Genomic DNA, 22571 nt, shown 5'->3' with positions numbered 1-22571 from the left:
CGCTGCCCCCGCCCGGACACGCCGGGTCGACCGGGAGCCGGATCCGCCCGGGCCGCGTTGCGTTCCGGGCGGACGGTGGAAGCATCCGCGTCCGGTACCCCGTCGCTCCCCCGGAGAGCGCCATGACCACCAGTCCGACCAGCTCCGCCCGGCCCACGACCGGACCCGCGACGGGCCGGGCCCGGACCTCGCCCGCGCGCCCCACCCGCCCCGCACGCCCGGTGGTCGCGGCGAGCGGGCCCCCGGGCACCGAGGACCACCCCGCCGCGCCGGACCGGCGCACCGTCGGCCGGGTGGTGTCGGGCGGGTGGCGGGTCGGTCTCCGGACGTCGGGGGTCGGAGCCGGGGGCGGGCGGGGGTGGGGATGAACGTCGGCAGTCGTGCTCCGCTGCACGTGTTGATGGGGGTGCGGGAGGTCGCGGGCGGGCTGGTACTGGTGTCGCCGAGGGTGGCGGGGCGGGTCGCGGACGGGCTGCGACTACGGCTGGTGGCACGGGAGTTGGGGCCCGGGCGGTGGGAGGCGGTGGCGCCGGGGTCCTCGGACGTGCTGGTGGCGCGGCGGCGCTCGGTCGGCGGCGGGCCGCCGGTGCCGGTGAAGTGCCCGCGTACCCGGGAGGCGGTACGGGCGCTGGTGCGCGAGCGGGATGCGGTCGCGGTGCCGGCCTCGGAGCTGCGGTCGCCCGGGCTGCGCGGCCTGCTGCCGGAGACCGTCGACTCCCGGCTGGACGGCCGGCCGCCGGTGCTGGTGCAGGGGCTGCTGCCGGGCGTCCCGGGCGACGTCCTGCTGTCCCGCCGACCGGAGCCGGCCGGACGGCTGACCGCGTCCGCGTTCGGCGTCCTGGACGAACTGCACGGCGCGACGGATGGGTTGAGCCGGGACGGGCGGTTGGTGGACGGCTGGTTGGGCCACCGGTTGGCGATGCTCTCGGACCGGGTGCGCTGGTGCCGTGGCGCGGAGGGCACCGCCGGGCTGCTCGCCCTGCGGTCCTTCCTGCGCCGCGAGTTGACCGGCCGACCGGTACAAGTGGCCCGGACGCACCGCGACTTCACCCCGGGCAACCTGCTGCTGCGCTCCCCCGGCGGGGACGGACCGCCGCCGGCCGTCACAGGACCGGTCGGCTGGGGCGAGTCCCTGGCCGACGGCCCGGCCGTGGTCGACCGCGCGAGTCTCGCCCTGGAGCTGGGCCGCCTGCTGGACGGCAGCTCCTGGGGCGAGCAGCTGGTCACCACCCTGCGCACCGGTGGCCTGCACCGCCCGGAGACCGGTGAACTCCCGCTCTCCGGCGCCCTGTCGGCCTGGCTGTGACACGTCTCGGGCCGTCCGGAGCAGCCCCGCCGCTTCGCCCGCAACCGCAGCTGGCTGCGCGAGGTCCTCGTCCCGGTCCTGCGCGAACTCGCCGGCTCCGAATCAGGCTCCGGGCCAGGATCAGGCCCCGGACCAGGATCAGGCTCCGGCCCCGGACCCCGAATCGGCCCCGTCCCCGGCCCCGTCCCCGTCCCACGCCTCCGGCGCGTCCTCAAGGCCGGTCTCGGTCCCGGTCTCGGCGATCCGCCGGGCGATCTCGGCGGGGCGCACCGGCCGTCCGAAGTGCCAGCCCTGGGCGAGGTCGCAGCCCATCAGGCGCAGGCGCTCGGCGTCGGCGCGGCTCTCCACGCCTTCCGCGGTGACGGTCAGGCCCAGGGTGTGGGCGAGCGAGACCAGGCCGCTGACGATCCGCCAGCCGAGGTGGGTGTCCTTGGTGGGGTCGTGCAGGTCGCCGACGAAGGACCCGGCGATCTTGAGGTTGGAGACCGGCAGGTCGCGCAGGTAGGCGAGGTTGGACCAGCCGGTGCCGAAGTCGTCGACGGCGAGCGAGACGCCCAGGTCGACCAGGGCGTGCAGTGCCTTGAGCGCCTCGTCCTCGGGGCCGACCACGGTCGACTCGGTGATCTCCAGTTGGAGCATCGACGGCTCCAGGCCGGTGGTGCGCAGGGTGCGTTCGACGTCGCCGACCAGTCCGGCGCTGCGGGCCTGCCGGACGGCCAGGTTGACGCTGACCCGGGGTGCCCGGTCGCCGAACCGGGCGACCCAGTCGGCCGCCTGTTCGCAGGCCTGCTCCAGCACCCAGCGGCCGAGCGGCATGATCAGTCCGGTCTCCTCGGCGACGCCGACGAACTCCTCCGGGCCGAGCACCCCGAGCTGCGGGTGCCGCCAGCGCACCAGCGCCTCGACGCCGGTCATCGTGCCGGAGGCCAGGTCGACCATCGGCTGGTAGTCGATGAAGAACTCGCCGCGGTCCAGCGCCGCGGGCATCCGCACGGACACCGCGTACCGGCTGACGGCGCGCGCGTTCTCCTCCGGGTCGAACAGCGTCCACCGGCCCCGCCCGGCCTCCTTGGCCCGGTACAGCGTGAGGTCGGCGGCCCGGACGGCCGCGCCGGGCGTGGTGCTGGCGATCCGCCGCTCCAGCACGCCGACGCTGGCGCCGACGGCCAGCCGGTGGTCGCCGATCACCACGGGCTTGGTGAGCGCGGCGAGGACGGTCTTGGCGGCGGCCACGGCCTCCTGCTCGCCGCGGCAGTTCTCCAGCAGCACCACGAACTCGTCGCCGCCGAGCCGCGCCACCATGTGGCCGAGCGGGCTGAGCGCGCTCTCCAGCCGCCCGGCCACCACGGTCAGCAGTTGGTCGCCCATGTCGTGGCCGAGGCTGTCGTTGACGATCTTGAAGCCGTCCAGGTCGACGTAGCAGAGGCCGAAGCGGGCGTCCGGCTCCGGGTCCTCGAAGAGCTTCTCCAGCCGTTCGAAGAACGCGGCCCGGTTGGGCAGGCCGGTCAGCGGGTCGTGGGTGGCCTGGTGGCGCAGCCGCTCCTGGAGGCGGTAGCGGTCGGTGACGTCCTCCAGCATGGCGACCTGGTAGAGCGGGACGCCGTCGTCGTCGCGGATCAGCGAGACGGTCAGGTGGGTCCACACCACCTCGCCGTCGCGCCGGTAGTACGGCTTGTCGAACTGGAAGTACTCGCGCTTGCCGCCGATCAGCTCCTCGTACGCCTCCCAGACGCCGGGGGTGTCCTCGGGGTGGACCAGGTCGCCGACCCGCACGCCCCGCATGTCCTCGGGGCCGCCGCCGAAGATGTCGCCCAGGGCGCGGTTGACGGCCAGGATCTTGCCGTCGGTGTCGCCGAGGCCGATGCCGATCGCCGCGGACTCGAACAGGGCGCGGAAGCGGGCCTCGGAGGCGCGCAGGGCCTTCTCGACCTCCTGCCGGGCGGTGTCGGCGGCCAGCCGGATCGCCTCCTGCTCGCGCAGCGTGCGCTCGCGCAGGGCGGCCGCCCAGCCGGCCGCGAAGGCGCCCCCGAGCACCGGGCCGCGGTCGTCCGGGACGGGTTGCCGCTGGATCAACTGGACGGCTTCGGCGAGCAGTTGCGGGTCGGTGAACTGGTTGTCGATGAGCAGCGCCCCGGCCTGGTTGGCCAGTTCGGGGCGGAACGGCTGCTCCCGGGAGGCGCGGTGCAGCAGCTCGGCGGTGCGGGCGATCAGCGGGTTCAGCACGCCGGGGCGCACCGCGGCGCCGTGCCCGGCCCGCAGCATCGCGGCCCACGCGTCGCGGAACCCGGCGCTCGCCTCCGCCCCGCCCGCCGCCTCCGCCCCGCCCACCGTGCCCGCCGCCCCGCCCGCCGCCTCCGCCGCGCCCGGTGCGTCCGCCGCTCCCCCCGCGGCCGGGCCGGGGGGCTCGTCCGCGCCGGGCGACCGGTTCACGACAGGCGCCCGACGCCGGCCATCCCCGTCATCCGCTCGGGGTGCGGGCCGACCGACTCCGCGTCGTCGGGGCGCCACTCGGGCAGGTAGACGATGCCGGGCTCGACCAGGTCGTAGCCCGTGAAGAAGGCGGCGATCTGCTCGCGGCTGCGCATGGTGAGCGGTGTCGGGGTGGAGCGGTACAGGCTCTGGTGGGAGCCGGCCTGGTCGGGGCGGCCCTCCAGGGAGGCGTGCGAGAGGATCAGCATGCTGCCGCTGGGCAGGGCCTCCCGGAGCTTGGCGAGGATCTGCTCCGGGTGGTCGTCGTCGGTGACGAAGTGCAGGACGGCGTTCAGGATGACCGCGACGGGCTCGCCGGGGGCGAGCAGTTCCTCGACCTCGGGACGGGCCAGCAGGTCGTCGGTGTTGCGCAGGTCGGCGTCGACGACCGGGCAGAGCGGGTCGTCGGCCAGGATGAGGCGGCTGTGGGCGACCGCGACGGGGTCCATGTCGACGTAGACGACGCGCGCGTCGGGCCGGTACTCGCGGGCCACCTCGTGGACGGCGCCGAAGGTGGGGATGCCGGAGCCGATGTCCAGGAAGCGGCTGATGCCCTCGGCGGCGGCGAACTGGGTGGCGCGGCGCAGGAAGGCCCGGTTGGCCCGCATGATCATCGGGAGGTCCGGCCAGAGCTCGATCGCCTTGCGCGCCATCTGCCGGTCGACCTCGAAGTTGTGCGAACCGCCGAGGTAGTAGTCGTACACCCGGGCCGCGTTCGGCTTGTCGAGGTCGGTCCCCGCGGGCACCCAGTTCGGACGCGCCATGACGGCACTCCTTCCGGCCTTCCGGCCCGGCAGTCGAAAATGGCAAGAGGACAACAAGATCCTCCTACACTTCCGATCCGGGTCGCAAGCGCCGGCAGCCGAACGGCGGCGCGCCGCGGCACGTGTGCGCGGCACGTGCCCACGGCACGTCCGTGCGGCGACGGCGGACGGGCAGTGGCGGTGGACGGGCGGCGGCGTCCCTGCGGCGGTAGACGGGTGCCGGCGGACGAGCGGCGGCGTCCGTACGGCGGTGGACGGGCGACCGCCCCCGTGCAGACCCTGCACGGGGGCGGTGCCTCCGGGGTGGTGCTTCGCGGTTCTCTCCCGCGTCGGTCGGGTCCGGTAGCGGCTTGCCGCGGGCCCGCCGCGGGCTACCGGCTGCCCGGCGTCAGCTGGTGGCGGTGCAGGTCAGGGTCGGGACGGCGTTGCTGCCGGAGTAGCTGGCGCCGAAGCCGAAGCTGGTGGAGCCGTTGGCGGCGACCGCGCCGTTGTAGCCGGTGTTGGTGACGGTCACGGACTTGCCGGACTGGCTGACGGTGCCGTTCCACAGGTTGGTGACCTGCTGGTTGCCCGCGTAGGTCCAGGTGACCTTCCAGGACTTGATCGCGGTGTTGCCCGCGGTCACGGTGACGTCGGCGTTGAAGCCGGCGCCCCAGTCGCTGCTGACCTTGTAGGTGGCGGTGCAGCCGGCGCCGCCGGTGCCGGTGCCGGCCTGGGTGGTGGCGGTGACGGCCGCGGAGGCGGCGGAGAGGTTGCCGGCCGCGTCCTTGGCCTTGACCGTGTACGAGTACGCGGTGGAGGCGCTCAGACCGGTGTCGGTGTACGAGGTGGTGCTGGTGGACCCGACCAGGGTGCCGCCCCGGTACACGTTGTAGCCCGTGACACCGACGTTGTCGGTCGAGGCCGTCCAGGTCAGCGCGGCGCTGCTGGCGGTGGTGGTCGCCGCGAGGTTGGTCGGGGCGGTCGGGGCGGTGGTGTCGGAGGTGCCGCCGGAGGCGGTGGTGACGCTCAGCGCCGCGGAGGCGGCGGAGAGGTTGCCGGCCGCGTCCTTGGCCTTGACCGTGTACGAGTACGCGGTGGAGGCGCTCAGACCGGTGTCGGTGTACGAGGTGGTGCTGGTGGACCCGACCAGGGTGCCGCCCCGGTACACGTTGTAGCCCGTCACGCCGACGTTGTCGGTCGAGGCGGTCCAGGTCAGCGCGGCGCTGCTGGCGGTGGTGGTCGCCGCGAGGTTGGTCGGCGCGGTCGGGGCGGTGGTGTCCGCGGTGCCGGTGCCGATCGCCGGGTAGGCGTTCTTCAGCAGCTCCTGGAACTGGGCCGAGAACCAGTGGCCGGCCACCGGGGCGTTCGGCAGCGCGCCCGACATGTTGTTGTTGTTGCGCGGGTTGCCGGTGTACGTCGGGTCGCACATCCGGTCGAAGCCCTTGCCCTCGTCGTTGGCGATGGCCGAGCTCGCACCGTCCGACTCACCCGGGGGCTTCACCCACACGTACGCGGCGATGCCGTCCTCGGGGGCGGCCTTCGGGCGCTCGCCGAGGCCCGCGCCGGACTGGTTGCACCAGTTGCCGGTCTGGAAGCGGCGGTCGATCCGGCTGCCGTCGACGTACGCGTCGACCGAGGTCTTCGGGCCCGGGCCGGTCGGGCGGTTGGCGCCGCCCCAGCCGTTGCGGGAGGTGTCGATCAGCATGCCGATGTTCGCGTTGAATCCGGAGGCGATCGCCTTGGTGCGCCACGCCTTGGCGTAGGACGCCTCGTCGACGTAGTAGTTCCAGTCGACCCACTTGCTCTGGCGGACCGAGGTGCCGTTCACCGTGTCGTTGACGGTGAAGTTGGGCTCGTGCAGCGCCGAGTAGTTGGCGGTGTTGACGATGAAGCCCTGGACGTTGTTGACCGTCGAGCCGGACGCGGTGGCGGCCTGCTTGATGGTGTCGATGGCCGGCTGGAGGTTGGAGTCCCAGCCGAGCCAGCCGTGGTGGCCGGCGTCCACGTAGTTGTAGACGTTCGGGATCGCGCCGAGCTTGGCCAGCGCGTAGCCGACGCCGTTGATGTAGTTGCCGTTGGCCTTCATGACGTCGCACGCGGGGGTGGCGGTGGCGGTGCCGCCCGCGTTGGTCACCAGGTTCGGCAGCGAGTCGATCTCGACCGTGGTGACGATCCGCAGGTTCGCGTAGGCCGGGTCGGCCAGGATCGCGGCGATCGGGTCGATGAACTCGCTCTTGTAACGCGGCAGCTCGGTGGGGCCGAGCTCGCCGTTCGAGGCCAGGGCGGCGCAGTCGCGGCCCGGCAGGTCGTAGATGACGACCTGGAACACGTACGGCTTGCCCGCGGCCTGCTGCACCGCGGCGTTCAGGTGGTCGCGCAGACCCATGACGCCGTTGCCGCCGGCGATGGCCGCGATGCGGTCCATCCAGACGGCGGTGGGCTGGTTGGCGACGGCCGAACCGCCCGGCTCGGCGGCGGCGTGGGCGGCCCATTCGGGGTTCACGTAGACCCCGGCGCCGACGAAGGGGTTGTCCACGCGGGTCGCCGCGTGGGCGGCGGTGGTCGACACGGCAAGGGGGAGCAGGGTCGCGGCGCTGAGCACCGCGGCCGCTGCCGCCGTCCGGAGACGGCGCGTCAGATTTGCCGACACGGTAAGGGAGTCCTTTCGGGTGGGGGACGGACTCGACGGAAGAGCTCCCAACTAATGGGAGCGCTCCCATACTTGGCCTGGGCTGAGACCAACTCAGCTCGGGGACAACCGATATGAAGCCATGACCTCACACTCCCGTCAAGAAGTTCGACAGAACCCGTGGGAGCGCTCCCGCCAACCTCGATGGACGCCGCCCGTCGCCGTTCGGCCGTCCGGCCGCCGCCCCGGGGCGGGCACCGCCGTCGCCCCGACAGGCCCGCTGAACACCACCGTTCACCACCGCACCGGAGCGGTTGGCCGGCGCCCCGTCCCGCCCGGCCCCGACCGGCGCCCGCGCCTGACCGGCAGCCGCTCCCCCGCACCCCGGACACCCCCGCCGCCACCCGAAACTTTCACGCCCGGCCGGCCCGCACGTGGCAGGCTGTCCCCGATCCGGAGGAGGTGTCCCGTGCCCACCCGCCCCACGTTCGACGACGACCAACGCCGCGCCCGGCTCGCCCGGCGGCACCGGCTGGCCCCCGGCACCGCGGCCGACCGCGCCGAGCAGGTGGTGGCGGACCTGGTCGCCGTGCACGCCACCGACCCCGCCACGGTGTTCCTCGCCGTCGCGGCCCGGCTCGCCGTCCCGGGCGTCGCCGACACCGAGCGCGCCCTGTACGCCGACGGCACCGTGCTGCGCCGCCACGGCCCGCGCAAGACCCTCTTCGCGATCCCTGCCGAGCTCGGACCGGCGCTGTACGCCTCGACCACCGCGAAGGCCGGCGCCGCCGAACGCACCCGCCTGCTCAAGGACTTCGCCGCCTCCGGCCGGGACGCCGCCTGGACCTCCGCCGCGCAGGACGCCGTGCTGGCCGCCCTCACCGACGCCCTCGCCGACGCCCCGGACGGCCTGACGGGAAGTCAACTGAGCGAACTGGTACCTCAGTTGCGCGAAACGATCGACTACGGCATCGGCACCTCCTACCAGACCGTCCAGCCGGTCGGCATGCGGCTGCTGCGGCTGCTCGGCATGGAGGGCGCCGTGGTCCGCCGCCGCCCGCTCGGCGGTTGGACCAGCAGCCGGCACCGCTGGGTGCCCGGCCCGCCCGTCCCCGCCGCCCCGTCCGCCGCCGAACGGGCAGCCGCGCAGGCCGAGTTGGCCCGGCGCTGGCTGGCCTCGTACGGCCCGGCCGGCGAGCAGGACCTGGCCTGGTGGACCGGCTGGGGCGTCCGCGAGGTGCGGGCCGCGCTGGCCGCGTGCGCGGCCGTCGAGGTCGGACTCGCCGACGGCGCGACCGGTTTCGTGCTGCCCGACGACCTCGAACCGGTCGCCGAACCCGCCCCCTGGGCGGCCCTGCTCCCGGCCCTCGACCCCAGCGTGATGGGCTGGAAGGACCGCGACTGGTACCTCTCCCCCGGCCACCGCTCCGAACTGGCCGACCGCTCCGGCAACCTCGGCCCCACCGCCTGGTGGAACGGCCGCGTGGTCGGCGGCTGGGGCCGGCACCCCGACGGCGAGGTGCGGTTCGAACTCCTCAGCGACCCCGGCCCCGAGGCCCGCGCGGCCCTCGCCGCGAAGGTCGCCGCCCTGCGCGCCCTGCTGGCCGAGACCCGGGTCACCCCGCGCTTCCGCACCCCGCTCGAACGGCGGCTCACCGGCTGACCCGCCGGGGCGGGAGCGCCGGGGTCGGGACTCAGGGCTCAAGCCCGGCCCGGTTCGGCTGCGGTGGCGGGCACCGGGCCCGGGTTCACGCCCACAGGGCCTGGGCGATCGCGTTGCCGGTGAAGGCCGCGCCCAGGCCGGCGGCTACGCTGCCGGCCGCGTTCGCCACCGCGTAGAACCGGGCGCCGCTCTCGGCCAGCCGCAGCGTCTCGTAGGAGAACGTCGAGTACGTGGTCAGCGCTCCGCAGAACCCGGTCCCCACCAGCAGTTGGAGGTGCGAGGAGGCCGCCCCGGCCGCCACCGCGCCGGTCAGCAGCCCCAGCACCATCGACCCGGCGACGTTGACGACGAAGGTGCCCCACGGGAAGAGCGTGTCGTGGCGGGACTGCACCGCCCGGTCGGTCAGGTAGCGCAGCGGCGCGCCGACGGCCGCCCCGACGATCACCAGCAGCCAGTTCACTTCTTCCCCCTGTCGCGGCCGACGTGCCGGACGACCTCGCACGCGTCGAGGACCACCATTCCCCCGGTGACGAGTTCGTCCAGTTGCGGCAGGAACGCCCGCACCCGCTCCTCGGCGTCCACGATCACGACCGCCACCGGCAGGTCGTCGCTGAGCGACAACAGCCGGGCGGTGTGCACCAGCGAGGAGGCGCCGAAGCCCTCGACGCCGCGGAAGACGCTCGCCCCGGCCAGTCCGGCGGCGTGCGCCCGGTGGACGATCTCGCTGTACAGCGGCCGGTGGTGCCAGAGGTCGTCCTCCCCGACGTACACCGTCACCCGCAGCGCGGGGCCCGTGAGTCCGGTCATCGTGTCCTCCGCCCGATCACCCGGCGGGCCGCCTGCGCGCCCGCCCACACCGCCGCCATCGCCGCGGCCAGCGTCGCGGCCAGGTACCCGAGCGCCGTCGCGGCGTGGCCGCCCTCGACCAGGCGCTGGACGTCCACCGTGTAGGTGGAGAAGGTCGTGAAGCCGCCCAGCACGCCGGTGCCGAAGAACGGCCGCACCAGCCGGTGCGCCGCCCACGCCTCGGTGATCGCCACCAGGAAGACGCCGATCACCGCGCAGCCCACCGCGTTCACCACCAGGGTGCTCCACGGGAAGGCGCCCGGCGCGGTGGGCCAGGCCAGCGCGATGGCGTAGCGGGCGCTCGCGCCGAGCACGCCGCCGACCGCGATCACGGCGAGGACCGGTAGCCGGCCGCGATCACGGCTGCGGGCGGGCCGCTCGGCGGGGGTGGCTTCGAGGTCGGGGGCGACGGGCTCGGCCGCCGTTCCGGCGCGGGGTCGTTCCACGGGCATGCGTCTCCTACTCGCGCGGCGCCCGGACGTGCGGGCGCGACCGTCACAAGTAGGGACCGTTGGCGGCCACTGCCGCGGTTCGGGTCCGGCGGGCCCCACCGCCGTTCAGCGCCCGGAGGCGCCGCGCTCCCACTCTACCCCCGGCGGGTCGCCCCGCCGAACCGGGGAACCGGCCGCGGCCCTGCCGCACCTGCGCCGATCACGGACCGTCGCGGGCGTCGCGGGCGTCGCGGGCGTCGCGGGCGGGGCTTCCGGGGCGTCAGGAGCGGCGGGGCGTCAGGAGCGGCGGCGCTGCCCTCCGGCGCGGTGCTGTCCGCCCCCGTCCGCGCCCGTTCCGGCCTAGCGTGAGGGGACGGCGACGGAGGGAGCACCCGGTGTTCGAGCGGTTCTCGCGGGCGGGGACGGGCAGTGCGAAGTGGGCGCGGGCGGGGGCGGGGCGGATCGCCATGGGGGTGGCGGACATGGACCTGCCGGGGCCGCCGGCGGTGGCGGCGGCGCTGCGGGCGCGGGCGGGTCACCCGGCGTTCGGGTACCCGGTGGCGGAGGACGCGGACCGGGCGCTGGTGGCCGACTGGTACCGGCGGCGGCACGGGGTGGCGGTGGACCCGCGCTGGGTGATGCTGCTGCCGTTCGCGCCGGGCACGGCGGTGCGGCTGCTGCTGGAGGCGGTGCGTCCGCTGGCGGGTCCGGCGGTGTTCGTGACGCCGGAGTGGGGCGGTTTCGCCCGGGTCTGCCGGGCCGCGGGGGTGGACACCCGGGAGCTGCCGCTGTCGGCGACCGGCGACCCGGCCGACCCGTACCGGCTGCCGCTGGCCGGGGTCGCGGCGGCCCGGCCGGGCCTGGTGCTGCTGAGCAGCCCGCACAACCCGACCGGGCGGATCTGGCCGGCCGAGGACGTCCGGGCGCTGGCCGCGGCGGCCGCCCCGGGGCTGCTGGTCTCGGACGAGGTGCACGGCGACCTGCGGCACCCGGACGCGGGCGTGGAGCAGCCGGTCGCGGTGGCGGTGACCGGCGGGGCGCCGAACGTGGTGACGCTGAACTCGGTCGGCAAGACCTTCAACGTCTCGGGCCTGCCGAGTTGCTTCGCGCTGGTGCCGGACCCGGGGCTGCGGGAGCGGCTGGCGGCGGTGATGGCGGGCTTCGGCCTGTGGGAGGGAGGGCTGCTGGGCGCGGTGGCGCAGCGGGCGGCGCTGGCCGAGGGCGGGCCGTGGCTGGACGCCCTGCTGGCGCACCTGGTGCGGGCCCGGGAGCTGGCGACGGCCGCGCTGGGCGGTGCGGTGCTGGCCCGCCCGCAGGCGTCGTACCTGCTCTGGCTGGACGGGGCGGGGCTCGGCACCCGGGAGGAGCTGCTCACCGAGCGTCATGTCGAGCTGGCGGACGGGACGGATTTCGGAGCGGCCGGTTCCGGGCGCCTGCGGCTGAATTTCGCCCTGCCACTGGACCGCCTGCGCACCGCTCTCACCCGGCTGACCTGCGAGGAGGGCGTTCGGGCGGCATCGAGGTTTGCCCCGGAGCAGACTGAGCAGGAACAACCGGGCTCAAGTCGCGAACCGAGGGATGGTGAAACCCGGTGACATCTGTACGTCCGCAACAGGCCGCTCCGGCCGTCGATCCGGTACACAGCGTGACGCTCCGGACGGAGCTGACCGAGGCGTCGGCCGAACGGCACCTGGGCGCCATCTGCTTCAAGATCGGTCCTCCGGCGCTGGTCGGGGTGGAGGCGGAGTGGTTCGTCCACGACGCCCGATGTCCGGGCTCCCCGGTGGATCCCGACCGGGTGGCGGCCGCGCTGGCGGTGCTGCCCGACTCGGCCGACGGCCCGGTGCTCCCGGCCGGCTCGCGGCTGACGCGCGAACCCGGCGGGCAGGTCGAGCTCAGCTCCCCGCCCGCCGCCGACCCGGCCCGCTGCGCGGCCGGGCTGAGCGCCGACCAGGCGGTGCTGCGGGCGGCGCTGGCCGCCGAGGGCCTGCGGCTGACCGGCAGCGGCACCGACCCGATGGACCGCGAGCGGCGGATGCTGGCCGACCACCCGCGCTACCGGGCGATGGGGCGCTACTTCGACCGCGGCGGGCCCTGGGGCCGGATCATGATGACCGGCACCGCCTCCGTGCAGGTCTGCGTGGACGCCGGCACCGAGGCCGACTGCGCCGAACGCTGGCGGCTGACGCACGAGTTGGGGCCGGTGCTGGTCGCCGCGTTCGCCAACTCGCCGCTGCTGGAGGGCCGTCCGACCGGATGGAAGTCGACCCGGCAGCTGGTCTGGTCCCGGATGGACCCCTCCCGGACGCTGGCCCCGCCGCCGTCCGCCGACCCGCGCGACGCCTGGGCCCGGTACGTGCTGGACGCCGCGCTGCTGTGCGTGCGCCGCTCCGGCGGGCTGCCGTGGGACGCGCCGGCCCGGCTGACCTTCCGCGGCTGGCTGCGCGGCGCGGGCGAGCGGCCCGCCACCCTGGCCGACCTGGACTACCACCGCACCACGCTGTTCCCGCCGGTGCGCCCGCACGGGCACCTGGAGCTGCGGATGATGGACGCCCAGCCCGCCGAGGGCTGGCGGGTGCCGCTGGCCCTGGTCAGCGCGCTGCTGGACGACCCGGTGGCGGCCGACGAGGCCCGCGCCGCGCTGGAGCGGCTCGGCCACGCGGGCAGCCGCGCCCCGCGCTCGGGCCTGTGGCGGCGCGCCGCCGCGCTCGGCATGGCCGACCCGGACCTGCGCCGCGCCGCCCTGCTGTGCTTCGCCGCCGCCGAACGCTCGCTGGCCCGCCGGGGCAGCGAACTGCGCACCCCGCTGGTCGAGTTCGCCGAGCGCTACCCGGCCCGCGGCCGCTGCCCGGCCGACGACCAGCTGACCGCCCTGCGCACCGGAGCCGCCGTCCTCCAGGAGGACGCCCCGTGCTGACCGCCACCCCTTTCGTACGGCTGGAGGACGCCCCGTGCTGAACGCCGACCGGACCGACCCCGCGCTGCTGCGCGACCTGATCGCCTTCGAGCTGCTCGCCGCGCGGGAGCGCACCGCCCAGCTCACCGAGGCCGTCGACGACGCCGAACTCGTCGCCCAGCACTCGCCGTTGATGTCGCCGCTGGTGTGGGACCTGGCGCACATCGGCAACCAGGAGGAGCTGTGGCTGCTGCGCAACGTCGGCGGCCGCGACCCGCTGCACCCGGAGATCGACCCGCTGTACGACGCGTTCGAGCACCCGCGCGCCGAGCGGCCCCGGCTGCCGCTGCTGCCGCCCGCCGAGGCCCGCGCCTACGCGCACGAGGTGCGCGGCCGGGTGCTGGACCTGCTGGCCGCCTCCCCGCTGGAGGGAGCGCCGCTGCTGGACGCCGGGTTCGCGTTCGGGATGATCGTCCAGCACGAGCAGCAGCACGACGAGACCATGCTGATCACCCACCAGCTGCGCACCGGCCCGGCCGTGCTGGACGCCCCGCCGCCGCCCGCCGCCGCCGGCCCGCTGCCCGCCGAAGTCCTGGTCCCCGCCGGGCCGTTCACCATGGGCACCGACACCGAGCCGTGGTCGCTGGACAACGAGCGCCCGGCCCACCCGGTCGAGCTGCCCGCGTTCTGGCTCGACACCACGCCGGTCTCCAACGGCGCCTACCAGCGCTTCATCGCCGACGGCGGCTACCGGGACCCGCGCTGGTGGACGCCCGAGGGCTGGGCGCACCGGATGTCGGCCGGCCTGGAGGCGCCGCTGTTCTGGCGGCAGGAGGGCGGGCAGTGGCTGCGCCGCCGCTTCGGCCACCTCGAACCGGTGCCGGAGGACGAGCCGGTGCTGCACGTGAGCTGGTACGAGGCCGACGCGTACGCCCGGTGGGCGGGGCGGCGGCTGCCGACCGAGGCGGAGTGGGAGAAGGCCGCCCGGCACGACCCCGCCACCGGCCGCTCCCGGCGCTTCCCGTGGGGCGACGCCGCGCCCGGCCCCGAGCACGCCAACCTCGGCCAGCGGCACCTGCGCCCGGCCCCGGTCGGCGCCTACCCCGAGGGCGAGTCGCCGTACGGCGCACGGCAGTTGATCGGTGACGTGTGGGAGTGGACGGCCAGCGACTTCACTGGCTACCCGGGGTTCGCGGCCTGGCCGTACCGGGAGTACTCGGAGGTGTTCTTCGGCCCCGAGTACAAGGTGCTGCGCGGCGGCTCGTTCGCGGTCGCGCCGGTCGCCTGCCGCGGCACCTTCCGCAACTGGGACTACCCCGTGCGGCGGCAGATCTTCGCCGGCTTCCGCACCGCCCGCGACGCCGAGCCCCGCACCGGGGACGGCGCCGGGAACGGCGCCGGACCGGGCTCCGGCGGCCCCCGCGGCGACCGGGGCCGCGGCGGCTCGGGGGCGCGCGCCTGATGTGCCGCCACTTCGCCTACCTGGGGCGCCCGGTCCCGATCCGCTCGGTCCTGCTCGACCCGCCGTACGGGCTGCTGCGCCAGTCCTGGGCGCCCCGGCTCCAGCGCCACGGCACCGTCAACGCCGACGGCTACGGCGTCGGCTGGTACGCGCCCGGCGACGAACGCCCGGCCCGCTACCGGCGGGAGGGCCCGATCTGGGCCGACGGCGACCTCGCCGACCTGGCCCGGGTGGTCAGCTCGCACGCCGTGCTCGGCGCCGTCCGCTCCGCCACCGCCGGCTGCGCCGCCGGGGCGCAGGCCGCCGCCCCGTTCGCCGCCGGGCGCTGGCTGTTCAGCCACAACGGCGTCCTGCCCGGCTGGCCGGGCGCGTTCGCCCCGCTGGCCGCGCTGCTGCCCGCCGCCGAGCTGCTGGAGCTGGAGGCGCGCACCGACTCGGCGCTGCTGTGGGCCCTGGTGCTGAACCGGCTGCGCGCGGGCGCGGAACTCGGCGAGTCGCTGGCCGAAGTCTGCCTGCTCGCCGCGGAGTCGGCCGAGTCCCGGATCAACCTGCTGGCCACCGACGGCCGTTCGCTCGCCGCCACGGCGTGGGGCGACACCCTGTTCCAGCGCCGCGACCCAGACGGCTCGGTGCTGCTCGCCTCCGAGCCCTTCGACGACGGGCCCGGCTGGTCCGAAGTCCCCGACCGCACCCTGCTGGTGGCCGACGCGGCCGGCAGCTCGCTGACCCCGCTGGCCGCCGTCGGCCCGCGCATTCGAGAGGACGCCCCGCGATGACCGGATACCGGCTCACCCGTCTGCTGCCCGCCGACCACCTGCACCACGCGCTGCGCGCGGACGTCCGCGAGGGCCTGGGCGGCCGACCCAAACGGCTGCCCCCGAAGTGGTTCTACGACGCCTGCGGCTCCGAGCTGTTCGAGGAGATCACCCGGCTGCCCGAGTACTACCCCACCCGGGCCGAGCGCGAGATCCTGGCCGCCCGCGCCGACACGATCGCCGCCACCACCGGGGCCCGCACCCTGGTCGAACTCGGCTCCGGCTCCTCCGAGAAGACCCGCCTGCTGCTCGACGCGCTGCGCACCGCGGGCACCCTGGAGCGCTACGTCCCGGTCGACGTCAGCGAGAGCGCCCTCGAATCCGCCGCGAAGGCGCTCATCGCCGAGTACCCGGGGCTGGACGTCTCCGCCGTGCTGTCCGACTTCACCCGGAGCCTGGGCCTGCCCGACGGCGGCGGCCCCCGGCTGGTGGTCTTCCTCGGCGGCACCCTCGGCAACCTGCTGCCCGCCGAACGGCACGGCTTCCTGACCGGCCTGCGGGCCCAACTCCTGCCCGGTGACTGGCTGCTGCTCGGCACCGACCTGGTCAAGGACCCCGGCGTCCTGGTCGCCGCCTACGACGACGCCGCCGGGGTCACCGCCGCGTTCAACCGCAACCTGCTGTCGGTGCTCAACCGCGAGCTGGACGCCGACTTCGACCCCGGGCAGTTCGAGCACGTGGCGCTCTGGGACGCCGAGCACGAGTGGATCGAGATGCGGCTGCGCTCCCTGCGCGACCAGACCGTCAAGGTCGCCGACCTCGGCCTGCCCGTGCACTTCGAGGCCGGCGAGGAACTGCACACCGAGGTCTCCGCGAAGTTCCGCCGCGAGCGTGTCGAACGCGAACTCTTCGCCTCCGGCCTGCGCCTGACCGACTGGTGGACCGACGACGAGGGCCGCTTCGGGCTCTCGCTCTCCCGTCCCTTCGAGGACAGCTCGGACTGACCGGTCCGTCGGGGACCGGGCCCGCCGCCTGCGGTGATCCGCGTTATTCGCTGGTGCGGGCCCGGTGTCGTCCGGAGAATGCCCGGGTGCAGACGACTGGGCAGCGGACGGCGACCGTCATGGTCGAGTGGCAGGGCGAACTCGTCGGGGCGGTGGGGCCGTTCGCCACGGACTCGCCGTTCTGGGCGCAGGTCGGGGAGATCGCGGCGCGGGCCTCGGCGGCGGCGGGGGTGCCGCTGGCGGTGCTGCGGCTGCTCTCGGTGACGGGCGGCGCGGGCGGCCGGGGCGGCCGGACGGTGTACCTGGCGATGGCGGCGCGGCGTCCGACCGGCGTCCCGGCCGCGCCCGGGGCGGTGCCGGACGCGGGCCACCCGCTGCGCCTGCGGTGGGCGTCGGCGGACGGGCTGGGCGCGGAATGGGCCTGGGCCGACGGCGAGTTGGCGGCGCTGGGGCGGCCCAGGCGGGGGCCGGTGGAGCAGGTGCGGAGCTGGAACCTGTCGGCGCTCTCGCGGTTCCCGACCGGGGACGGCCCGGTGTGGCTGAAGAGCACCCCGCCGTTCGCGGTGCCGGAGGCGGCGGTGATCGCCCGGGCGGGGAAGGCCGACCCGGAGCTGGTGCCGCAGGTGCTCGCGGCGGACGGCCGGCGGGTGCTGCTCGCGAACGTGCCCGGGGTGGACTGCTGGGGCGTACCGGCCGACGGCATGCTGGACGTGCTCGACCGGTGGACGGCGGTGCAGGCGGCGGTCGCCGCGGACGGCCCGGGCGAGCTGCCGGACCGCTCCCCGGCCGCACTGGCCGCCCGCTTCCCGGCGCTGCTGGAGCGGCTGCGGCCGGAACTGACGGACGCGGAGTACGCGAAGGCGCTGGAACTGGCCGGGCTGCTGCCCGGCATCGCGGCCGTACTCGCCCACTGCGGACTGCCGTCGACACTGGTGCACGGCGACTTCCACCCGGGCAACTGGCGCTTCGACGGCGAGCGAGTCACCGTCCTGGACTTCTCCGACGCGGTCTGGGGCCACCCGGCGCTGGACGGGCTGCGGCCCGCCGCGTTCCTGTCCCCGGAGCGCTGGGCGGACGTCCGCGCGCGCTGGGTCGCGGCCTGGCGGGCGCTGGCACCGCGCAGCAACCCGGAGCGGGCCCTGGAGCTGGCGGCGCCGCTGGCGCACGTGCACTCCGCGCTGCGCTACCAGGAGTTCCTGGACGGCATCGAGCCGAGCGAACGCCCGTACCACGCGGGCGACCCGGCCGACGAGGTGCGGCGGGCGCTGGAGTCCCTGGGACCTGCGCTGTTCCCGACGAGCGGGTCGGAGCCGCGGGGCGCGGGCCGGGAGCTGCACCGGGCGCTGATGGCGCTGGGCGACCCGGGCGTGACACCGTGGCTGCTGGACGCCTGGGCGCCGCGGGCACTGCCCCGGTACGCGGAACTGCTGGCCCCGGCGGCCGCGTTCGCGTCGTTCACCCGGCTGCCCCGGAAGGAGCGGCGCGGTCTGGAGGAGGAGCTGTACGCGCTGGGCCGGGTCGCGGACGTGCTGGCCCTGGACCTCCAACCGCCGTACGGCGACGGGCCGGTGCGGGACGGGGCACGGCTGGGCCTGGACCGGGCGGGGTACGCGGCGTTCTTCGCCCGGCTGGGGATGGCGGAGGTCGGCGCGGCGGACGGCTTCGACCCGTTCCTGCACGAGATCGCCGAGCTGGTGCCCGCCGGGGACCCGGACGCGCCGGTCGAGCTGCTGGAGGTGCTCTGGCCGGGGTTCGTCCTCGGCGAACTGCTGTTCACCCGCGCCGGGGTACGGGTCCGGGCCGGCTCGCGGGTGGCCGAGCCGGGCTGGGCGGACGGGTCGCCGCTGTACTGGGCGCACCGGCGGCGCGGCCGGCCGACGGTGGACCTGGCGCAGGGCTGGGGGTCGAACTCGCAGTGGAGCACCCGCCACCGGATGGACTTCCGGACGGCGGACGGCGACCGGCTGAACGTGGTGCGCGCCCCCGAGCGGCTGTCGGACCACCACGCTCTCGAGGACCTCCTGACCCGGGCGGAGGCCGAGGACCTGCTGCGCCACCGCTGTCTGCTGCGGCGCCCGGCGGGCCTGCCCGAGCTGGCGGCGGACTCGCAGCGGGCGGCGGACTTCGCGGTGTTCGCCTGGACGCTGCCGGAGCCGGCCCGGTGCTCGCCGGACTGCCGCGACCACGGGAGCCGGTGGCGGCGGCCCTGACGGCTTCCGCCGGGCGGCAGCTCCGGCCCGACGTCCGGCGGCCCGGCGGTCCGGGGCAGGCCGGGGGCTCAGGGCAGGCGGCGGTAGCGCAGGTCGAGGCCGTCGAGGAGGGCGTCGAGGCCGGTGGCGAAGGCGCCCTCGTCGATGCTGCGGCGGTGTTCGGCGAGGCGGTGGGCGTCGCCGAGGTGGGGGTAGTCGGCGGCGGCGTAGAGGCTGGCGTCGTCGGGGAAGCCGGCCGCGAAGGAGGCGAGGGCGGAGCCGGTGACGAAGTAGCGCATCAGGGCGCCGATCCGGGTGGCCTGGCCGCGGGGCCAGCCGGCGTCGACCAGGCAGCCGAAGACGGCGTCGGCCAGCCGCAGGGCGTGCGGGCGGCGGCCGGGGCCCTGGGCGAGGACCGGGACGAGGTGGGGGTGGGCGGTGAGGGCGGCGCGGTAGGAGCGGGCCCAGGCGTGCAGGGCGGTGCGCCAGTCGTCCGGCGCGTCGAACATGGTGAGGTCGACCTCGCCCATCACACTGTCGACGACGGCGTCGAGCAGGTCGTCCTTGGTGGCGAAGTGGTTGTAGAGCGAGGGGCCGCTGACCGAGAGTTCGGCGGCCAGGCGGCGGGTGGAGAGCGCGGCCAGGCCCTCGGCGTCGACCAGGGCGAGGGCGGCGGCGATGATGCGCTCCCGGCTGAGCAGGGGGGTGCGGGGTCGGGCGATCTCCGCCTCCTGGGGGCGCGGGCCTGCGGGGTCCGGGTCATTCTCGCAGGTGCCCGCGGGCGGCTGCGGGGGGCCGCCGGGTGCTCTTCCGGTTCCGGGCGGGGCGGGCTACAGTCACCGTAAAACTTGCAGTGCTAGTTTACGGGCACCGCAGGAACCGTCAGGATCGTCGACTTGTTCGGGGTGTCGCCGCGTGGACCTGGAACTGACCGAGGAGCAGGCCGCCGTACGGCAGTTGGCGGCCGAGTTCACCGACCGGGAGATCGTGCCGTTCGCCGCCGGGTGGGACCGGGCGGAGTCCATCGACCTGGGCGTCGTCAAGAAGCTCGGCGACCTGGGCCTCCTGGGGCTGACCCTGCCGGAGGAGTACGGCGGCAGCGGCGGCGACCACCTGGCGTACTGCCTGGTGCTGGAGGAGCTGGGCCGCGGCGACTCCTCGGTGCGCGGCGTGGTGTCGGTGACGCTGGGGCTGGTCGCCAAGTCGGTCAACGCCTTCGGCACCGAGGAGCAGAAGCGGCACTGGCTGCCCCGGCTGTGCTCGGGCGAGGCGCTGGGCTGCTTCGCGCTGACCGAGCCCGGCACCGGCTCGGACGCGGCGAACCTGACCACCCGGGCCGAGCGCGACGGCGACCACTGGCTGATCTCCGGCGCCAAGATGTTCATCACCAACGGGACGTGGGCGGACGTCGCCCTGGTCTTCGCCCGCACCGGAGAGCCCGGACACCGCGGCGTCAGCGCCTTCCTGGTGCCCACCGACACGCCCGGCCTCACCCGCACCCCGGTGCACGGCAAGCTGGGCCTGCGCGGGCAGGCCACCGCCGAGCTGGCCCTCGACCGGGTCCGGGTGCCGGACAGCGCCCGCCTGGGCGAACTGGGCAAGGGCTTCACGGTGGCGATGGCCGCCCTGGCCAAGGGCCGGATGTCGGTCGCGGCGGGCTGCGTCGGCATCGCCCGGGCCGCCCTGGAGGCGGCGGTGCGCTACGCCGGGGAGCGCGAGCAGTTCGGCAAGCCCATCGCCCACCACCAGCTGGTGCAGGAGCTGCTGGCCGACATCGCCGTCGACGTGGACGCGGCCCGGCTGCTGACCTGGCGGGTCGCCGACCTGATCGACCGCGGCCTGCCGTTCGCCACCGAGTCCTCGGTGGCCAAGCTGTACGCCTCCGAGGCGGCGGTGCGCTGCGCGAACAACGCGCTCCAGGTGTTCGGCGGGTACGGCTTCATCGACGAGTACCCGGTCGGCAAGTACCTGCGCGACGCCCGGGTGATGACCCTGTACGAGGGCACCAGCCAGATCCACAAGCTGCTCATCGGGCGCTCCCTGACCGGCGTCAACGCGTTCTGACCCCCTCCCCGCCGACCGCCCACCACCGATCGCCGACCACCGATCGCCGACCACCGACCACCGACCACCGAGTCACCGACAAGGAGCCCGACGAAGTGCTTCCGGTCTTCATCGCCGCCGCCCGCCGCACCCCGATCGGGCGGCTGCGCGGCGCGCTGTCCGCCGTCCGGCCCGACGACCTGTCGGCGGCCGTGCTGCGCGGGCTGCTCTCCGACGTGCCCGCGCTGGACCCGGCGCGGATCGACGACGTGTACTGGGGCGCCGCCAACCAGGCCGGCGAGGACAACCGCAACCTGGCCCGGATGGCCGTCCTGCTGGCCGGGCTGCCCGAGACCGTCCCCGGCGCGACCGTCAACCGGCTGTGCGCCTCCGGGATGGAGGCCGTCACCACCGCGGCCCGGGCGATCGGCTCCGGCGAGGCGGACGTCGTCGTCGCGGGCGGCTGCGAGTCGATGAGCCGCGCCCCGTTCGTGCTGCCCCGCCCGGACGAGGCGCTGCCGCACCGGATGGAGACCTTCGACACCCGGCTCGGCTGGCGGCTGACCAACCCCCGGATGCACGAGCTGCACGGCGTGCTGTCGATGGGCGAGACCGCCGAGGAGGTCGCCGCCCGCCACCGGATCGGACGCGAGGAGCAGGACGCGTTCGCGCTGCGCAGCCACCGACTGGCCGCCGCCGCCCGGGAGTCCGGGCACTTCGACGCCGAACTGCTGCCCGTGCTCCGCCCGGACGGGACGGCGGTCGACCGCGACGAGTCGATCCGGCCGGACACCACCGCCGAGAAGCTGGCCGCCCTCAAGCCGGTGTTCCGCCCCGGCGGGACGGTCACCGCGGGCAACGCCTCGCCGATGAACGACGGCGCGGCGGCGCTGCTGCTGGTCAGCGAACAGGCGCTGCAAGAACTGGAGTTGGAGCCGCTGGGCCGGTACGTGGCGGGCGCCTCGGCGGGCGTGCACCCCGACGTGATGGGCATCGGCCCGGTACCGGCCACCCGGCGGGTGCTGGAGCGCACCGGCTGGAAGCTCACCGACGTGCACACCGCCGAGTTCAACGAGGCCTTCGCGGCCCAGGCGCTGGCCTCGGTGCGCGAGTTGGGCATCGACCCGGAGCTGGTCAACCCCTCCGGCGGGGCGATCGCCCTGGGCCACCCGCTGGGCTGCTCCGGCGCCCGCATCCTCACCACCCTGCTGCACCGGATGCGCCGCACCGGCGACCGGCGCGGCCTGGCCACCATGTGCGTCGGCGTCGGCCAGGGCTCCGCCGTCCTGGTCGAACGCGACTGAACAAGCTTCCCTCTCAACGGACATGACGGGACCTCAGGAACGGAGTGCGGCGATGGGCAGGTTCGACGGCAGGATCGCGGTGGTGACCGGGGCCGCGCAGGGCATCGGGGCGGCCACCGCCCGGCGGCTGGCCGAGGAGGGCGCGACGGTGGCCGTGGTCGACCTCACGGCGGAGCGCGCGAAGGGCACCGTGGAGGAGATCGCCGCGGCGGGCGGCAGTGCGCGGGCGTACGGGTGCGACGTCGCCGACTACGACGCGGTGGCGGCCGTGTTCGCCACCGTGGTCGAGGAGTTGGGCGGGGTGCACATCCTGGTCAACAACGCCGGGATCACCCGCGACAACCTGTTCTTCAAGATGCCCAAGCAGGACTGGGACACCGTGCTCGCGGTCAACCTGACCAGCGCCTACAACTGCGCGCACGTCGCGCAGCGGTACTTCGTGGCCCAGAAGTACGGCAAGATCGTGTCGCTGAGCTCGCGCTCCGCGCTCGGCAACCGCGGCCAGGCCAACTACGCGGCGGCGAAGGCCGGCATCCAGGGCCTCACCGCCACCCTGGCCATCGAACTCGGCCCCTACAACGTCAACGTGAACGCCGTCGCCCCCGGCTACATCGCCACCTCGATGACCGCCGCGACCGCCGAGCGGGTCGGCGCGACCCCCGAGGAGCACCAGGCCGAGGTCGCCGGCCGCACCCCGCTGCGCCGGGTCGGCCGGCCCGAGGAGGTCGCCGCCGTGGTCGCCTTCCTCGCTAGCGAGGACGCCGCGTACGTCAGCGGCCAGACCCTGTACGTCAACGGCGGCGCCCGCTGAGGCGGCCCTTGACGGCG

The 22571-nt window shown here is 75.5% G+C and carries 18 protein-coding genes; 11 read left to right on the top strand and 7 right to left on the bottom strand.

Annotation, left to right across the window (positions count from 1 at the left end; all coding sequences use genetic code 11):
• The first annotated feature begins 364 nt into the window (after positions 1 to 364).
• Positions 365 to 1306, top strand: coding sequence for a phosphotransferase (locus K353_RS02655; RefSeq protein WP_146616381.1), 942 nt, complete (start codon positions 365 to 367; stop codon positions 1304 to 1306).
• A 138-nt stretch (positions 1307 to 1444) separates the two neighbouring features.
• On the opposite strand, the gene K353_RS02650 is transcribed toward K353_RS02655, so the two are convergent.
• The 3 genes from K353_RS02650 to K353_RS02640 form a co-directional block, all read right to left on the bottom strand.
• The gene (locus tag K353_RS02650; RefSeq protein ID WP_233533318.1) at positions 1445 to 3736 is read right to left on the bottom strand and encodes a bifunctional diguanylate cyclase/phosphodiesterase; all 2292 of its coding nucleotides are present in this window, start codon (positions 3734 to 3736) and stop codon (positions 1445 to 1447) included.
• Entirely contained in the window at positions 3733 to 4539 is an 807-nt protein-coding gene (locus tag K353_RS02645; RefSeq protein WP_111551932.1) for an SAM-dependent methyltransferase, read from the bottom strand. Before K353_RS02645 ends, K353_RS02650 begins: the two co-directional genes overlap by 4 nt.
• Before the next feature lie 388 nt (positions 4540 to 4927).
• Entirely contained in the window at positions 4928 to 7159 is a 2232-nt protein-coding gene (locus K353_RS02640; RefSeq protein ID WP_370447555.1) for a glycoside hydrolase family 6 protein, read from the bottom strand.
• A gap of 460 nt (positions 7160 to 7619) precedes the next feature.
• Here K353_RS02640 and K353_RS02635 point away from each other — a divergent pair, with 460 nt between their 5' ends.
• Entirely contained in the window at positions 7620 to 8813 is a 1194-nt protein-coding gene (locus K353_RS02635; RefSeq protein ID WP_111551930.1) for a winged helix DNA-binding domain-containing protein, read from the top strand.
• A gap of 85 nt (positions 8814 to 8898) precedes the next feature.
• Here the strand turns inward: K353_RS02635 and crcB are convergent, their stop codons facing one another.
• From crcB to K353_RS02620, 3 genes are read right to left on the bottom strand one after another with little or no spacing between them, the layout of a single operon-like run.
• Entirely contained in the window at positions 8899 to 9273 is a 375-nt protein-coding gene (gene crcB / locus K353_RS02630; RefSeq protein ID WP_100839432.1) for a fluoride efflux transporter CrcB, read from the bottom strand.
• Positions 9270 to 9620, bottom strand: coding sequence for a DUF190 domain-containing protein (locus K353_RS02625; protein WP_111551929.1), 351 nt, complete (start codon positions 9618 to 9620; stop codon positions 9270 to 9272). The genes crcB and K353_RS02625 overlap by 4 nt, the downstream gene beginning before the upstream one ends.
• Positions 9617 to 10111: a CrcB family protein gene (locus tag K353_RS02620; protein ID WP_111551928.1), complete on the bottom strand. Its 495-nt coding sequence runs from the start codon at positions 10109 to 10111 to the stop codon at positions 9617 to 9619. The genes K353_RS02625 and K353_RS02620 overlap by 4 nt, the downstream gene beginning before the upstream one ends.
• A gap of 374 nt (positions 10112 to 10485) precedes the next feature.
• On the opposite strand from K353_RS02620, the gene K353_RS02615 reads away from it, so the two are divergent.
• The 6 genes from K353_RS02615 to K353_RS34770 all read left to right on the top strand — a co-directional run bounded on the left by K353_RS02615 (position 10486) and on the right by K353_RS34770 (position 18417).
• Complete coding sequence (locus K353_RS02615; RefSeq protein ID WP_146616380.1) at positions 10486 to 11685, top strand: aminotransferase class I/II-fold pyridoxal phosphate-dependent enzyme; 1200 nt, start codon at positions 10486 to 10488, stop codon at positions 11683 to 11685.
• A gap of 50 nt (positions 11686 to 11735) precedes the next feature.
• The gene (gene egtA / locus K353_RS02610; RefSeq protein ID WP_233533316.1) at positions 11736 to 13007 is read left to right on the top strand and encodes an ergothioneine biosynthesis glutamate--cysteine ligase EgtA; all 1272 of its coding nucleotides are present in this window, start codon (positions 11736 to 11738) and stop codon (positions 13005 to 13007) included.
• A 34-nt stretch (positions 13008 to 13041) separates the two neighbouring features.
• Positions 13042 to 14448 (top strand): ergothioneine biosynthesis protein EgtB, encoded by a 1407-nt coding sequence (gene egtB / locus K353_RS02605; protein WP_370447548.1) that lies wholly within the window; start codon positions 13042 to 13044, stop codon positions 14446 to 14448.
• A complete protein-coding gene (gene egtC, locus K353_RS02600) occupies positions 14448 to 15224 on the top strand; it encodes an ergothioneine biosynthesis protein EgtC (protein ID WP_111551925.1) in 777 nt (258 codons plus the stop codon). Before egtB ends, egtC begins: the two co-directional genes overlap by 1 nt.
• On the top strand, positions 15221 to 16207 hold the full coding sequence (gene egtD, locus K353_RS02595) for an L-histidine N(alpha)-methyltransferase (RefSeq protein ID WP_111551924.1): 987 nt from the start codon (positions 15221 to 15223) through the stop codon (positions 16205 to 16207). Before egtC ends, egtD begins: the two co-directional genes overlap by 4 nt.
• An 86-nt stretch (positions 16208 to 16293) precedes the next feature.
• On the top strand, positions 16294 to 18417 hold the full coding sequence (locus tag K353_RS34770; RefSeq protein ID WP_233533315.1) for an aminoglycoside phosphotransferase family protein: 2124 nt from the start codon (positions 16294 to 16296) through the stop codon (positions 18415 to 18417).
• Positions 18418 to 18485: 68 nt separating this feature from the next.
• Here the strand turns inward: K353_RS34770 and K353_RS02585 are convergent, their stop codons facing one another.
• Complete coding sequence (locus tag K353_RS02585) at positions 18486 to 19118, bottom strand: TetR/AcrR family transcriptional regulator (RefSeq protein ID WP_111551922.1); 633 nt, start codon at positions 19116 to 19118, stop codon at positions 18486 to 18488.
• A gap of 193 nt (positions 19119 to 19311) precedes the next feature.
• On the opposite strand from K353_RS02585, the gene K353_RS02580 reads away from it, so the two are divergent.
• From K353_RS02580 to fabG, 3 genes are all read left to right on the top strand, one after another.
• Entirely contained in the window at positions 19312 to 20460 is a 1149-nt protein-coding gene (locus K353_RS02580) for an acyl-CoA dehydrogenase family protein (protein WP_111551921.1), read from the top strand.
• Between the two features lie 95 nt (positions 20461 to 20555).
• Positions 20556 to 21743 carry an acetyl-CoA C-acyltransferase gene (locus K353_RS02575; RefSeq protein WP_111551920.1) on the top strand — a complete coding sequence of 396 codons (1188 nt, stop codon included), beginning with the start codon at positions 20556 to 20558 and terminating at the stop codon, positions 21741 to 21743.
• Positions 21744 to 21795: 52 nt separating this feature from the next.
• On the top strand, positions 21796 to 22554 hold the full coding sequence (fabG, locus tag K353_RS02570; protein WP_111551919.1) for a 3-oxoacyl-ACP reductase FabG: 759 nt from the start codon (positions 21796 to 21798) through the stop codon (positions 22552 to 22554).
• Positions 22555 to 22571 lie beyond the last annotated feature (17 nt).

The sequence above is a fragment of the Kitasatospora sp. SolWspMP-SS2h genome, assembly GCF_003259315.1.
In the GTDB taxonomy this organism is placed as follows: domain Bacteria; phylum Actinomycetota; class Actinomycetes; order Streptomycetales; family Streptomycetaceae; genus Kitasatospora; species Kitasatospora fiedleri.
This window is presented reverse-complemented; position numbering and strand designations above follow the sequence as displayed.

What these genes read in the sequence shown, in the direction of transcription:
- egtD (WP_111551924.1), top strand. Translation starts at nt 15,221, where the DNA reads ATGACCGGATACCGGCTCACCCGTCTGCTGCCCGCCGACCACCTGCAC.
- K353_RS02625 (WP_111551929.1), bottom strand. Translation starts at nt 9,620, where the DNA reads ATGACCGGACTCACGGGCCCCGCGCTGCGGGTGACGGTGTACGTCGGG.
- egtC (WP_111551925.1), top strand. Translation starts at nt 14,448, where the DNA reads ATGTGCCGCCACTTCGCCTACCTGGGGCGCCCGGTCCCGATCCGCTCG.
- fabG (WP_111551919.1), top strand. Translation starts at nt 21,796, where the DNA reads ATGGGCAGGTTCGACGGCAGGATCGCGGTGGTGACCGGGGCCGCGCAG.
- K353_RS02655 (WP_146616381.1), top strand. Translation starts at nt 365, where the DNA reads ATGAACGTCGGCAGTCGTGCTCCGCTGCACGTGTTGATGGGGGTGCGG.
- K353_RS02645 (WP_111551932.1), bottom strand. Translation starts at nt 4,539, where the DNA reads ATGGCGCGTCCGAACTGGGTGCCCGCGGGGACCGACCTCGACAAGCCG.
- K353_RS02620 (WP_111551928.1), bottom strand. Translation starts at nt 10,111, where the DNA reads ATGCCCGTGGAACGACCCCGCGCCGGAACGGCGGCCGAGCCCGTCGCC.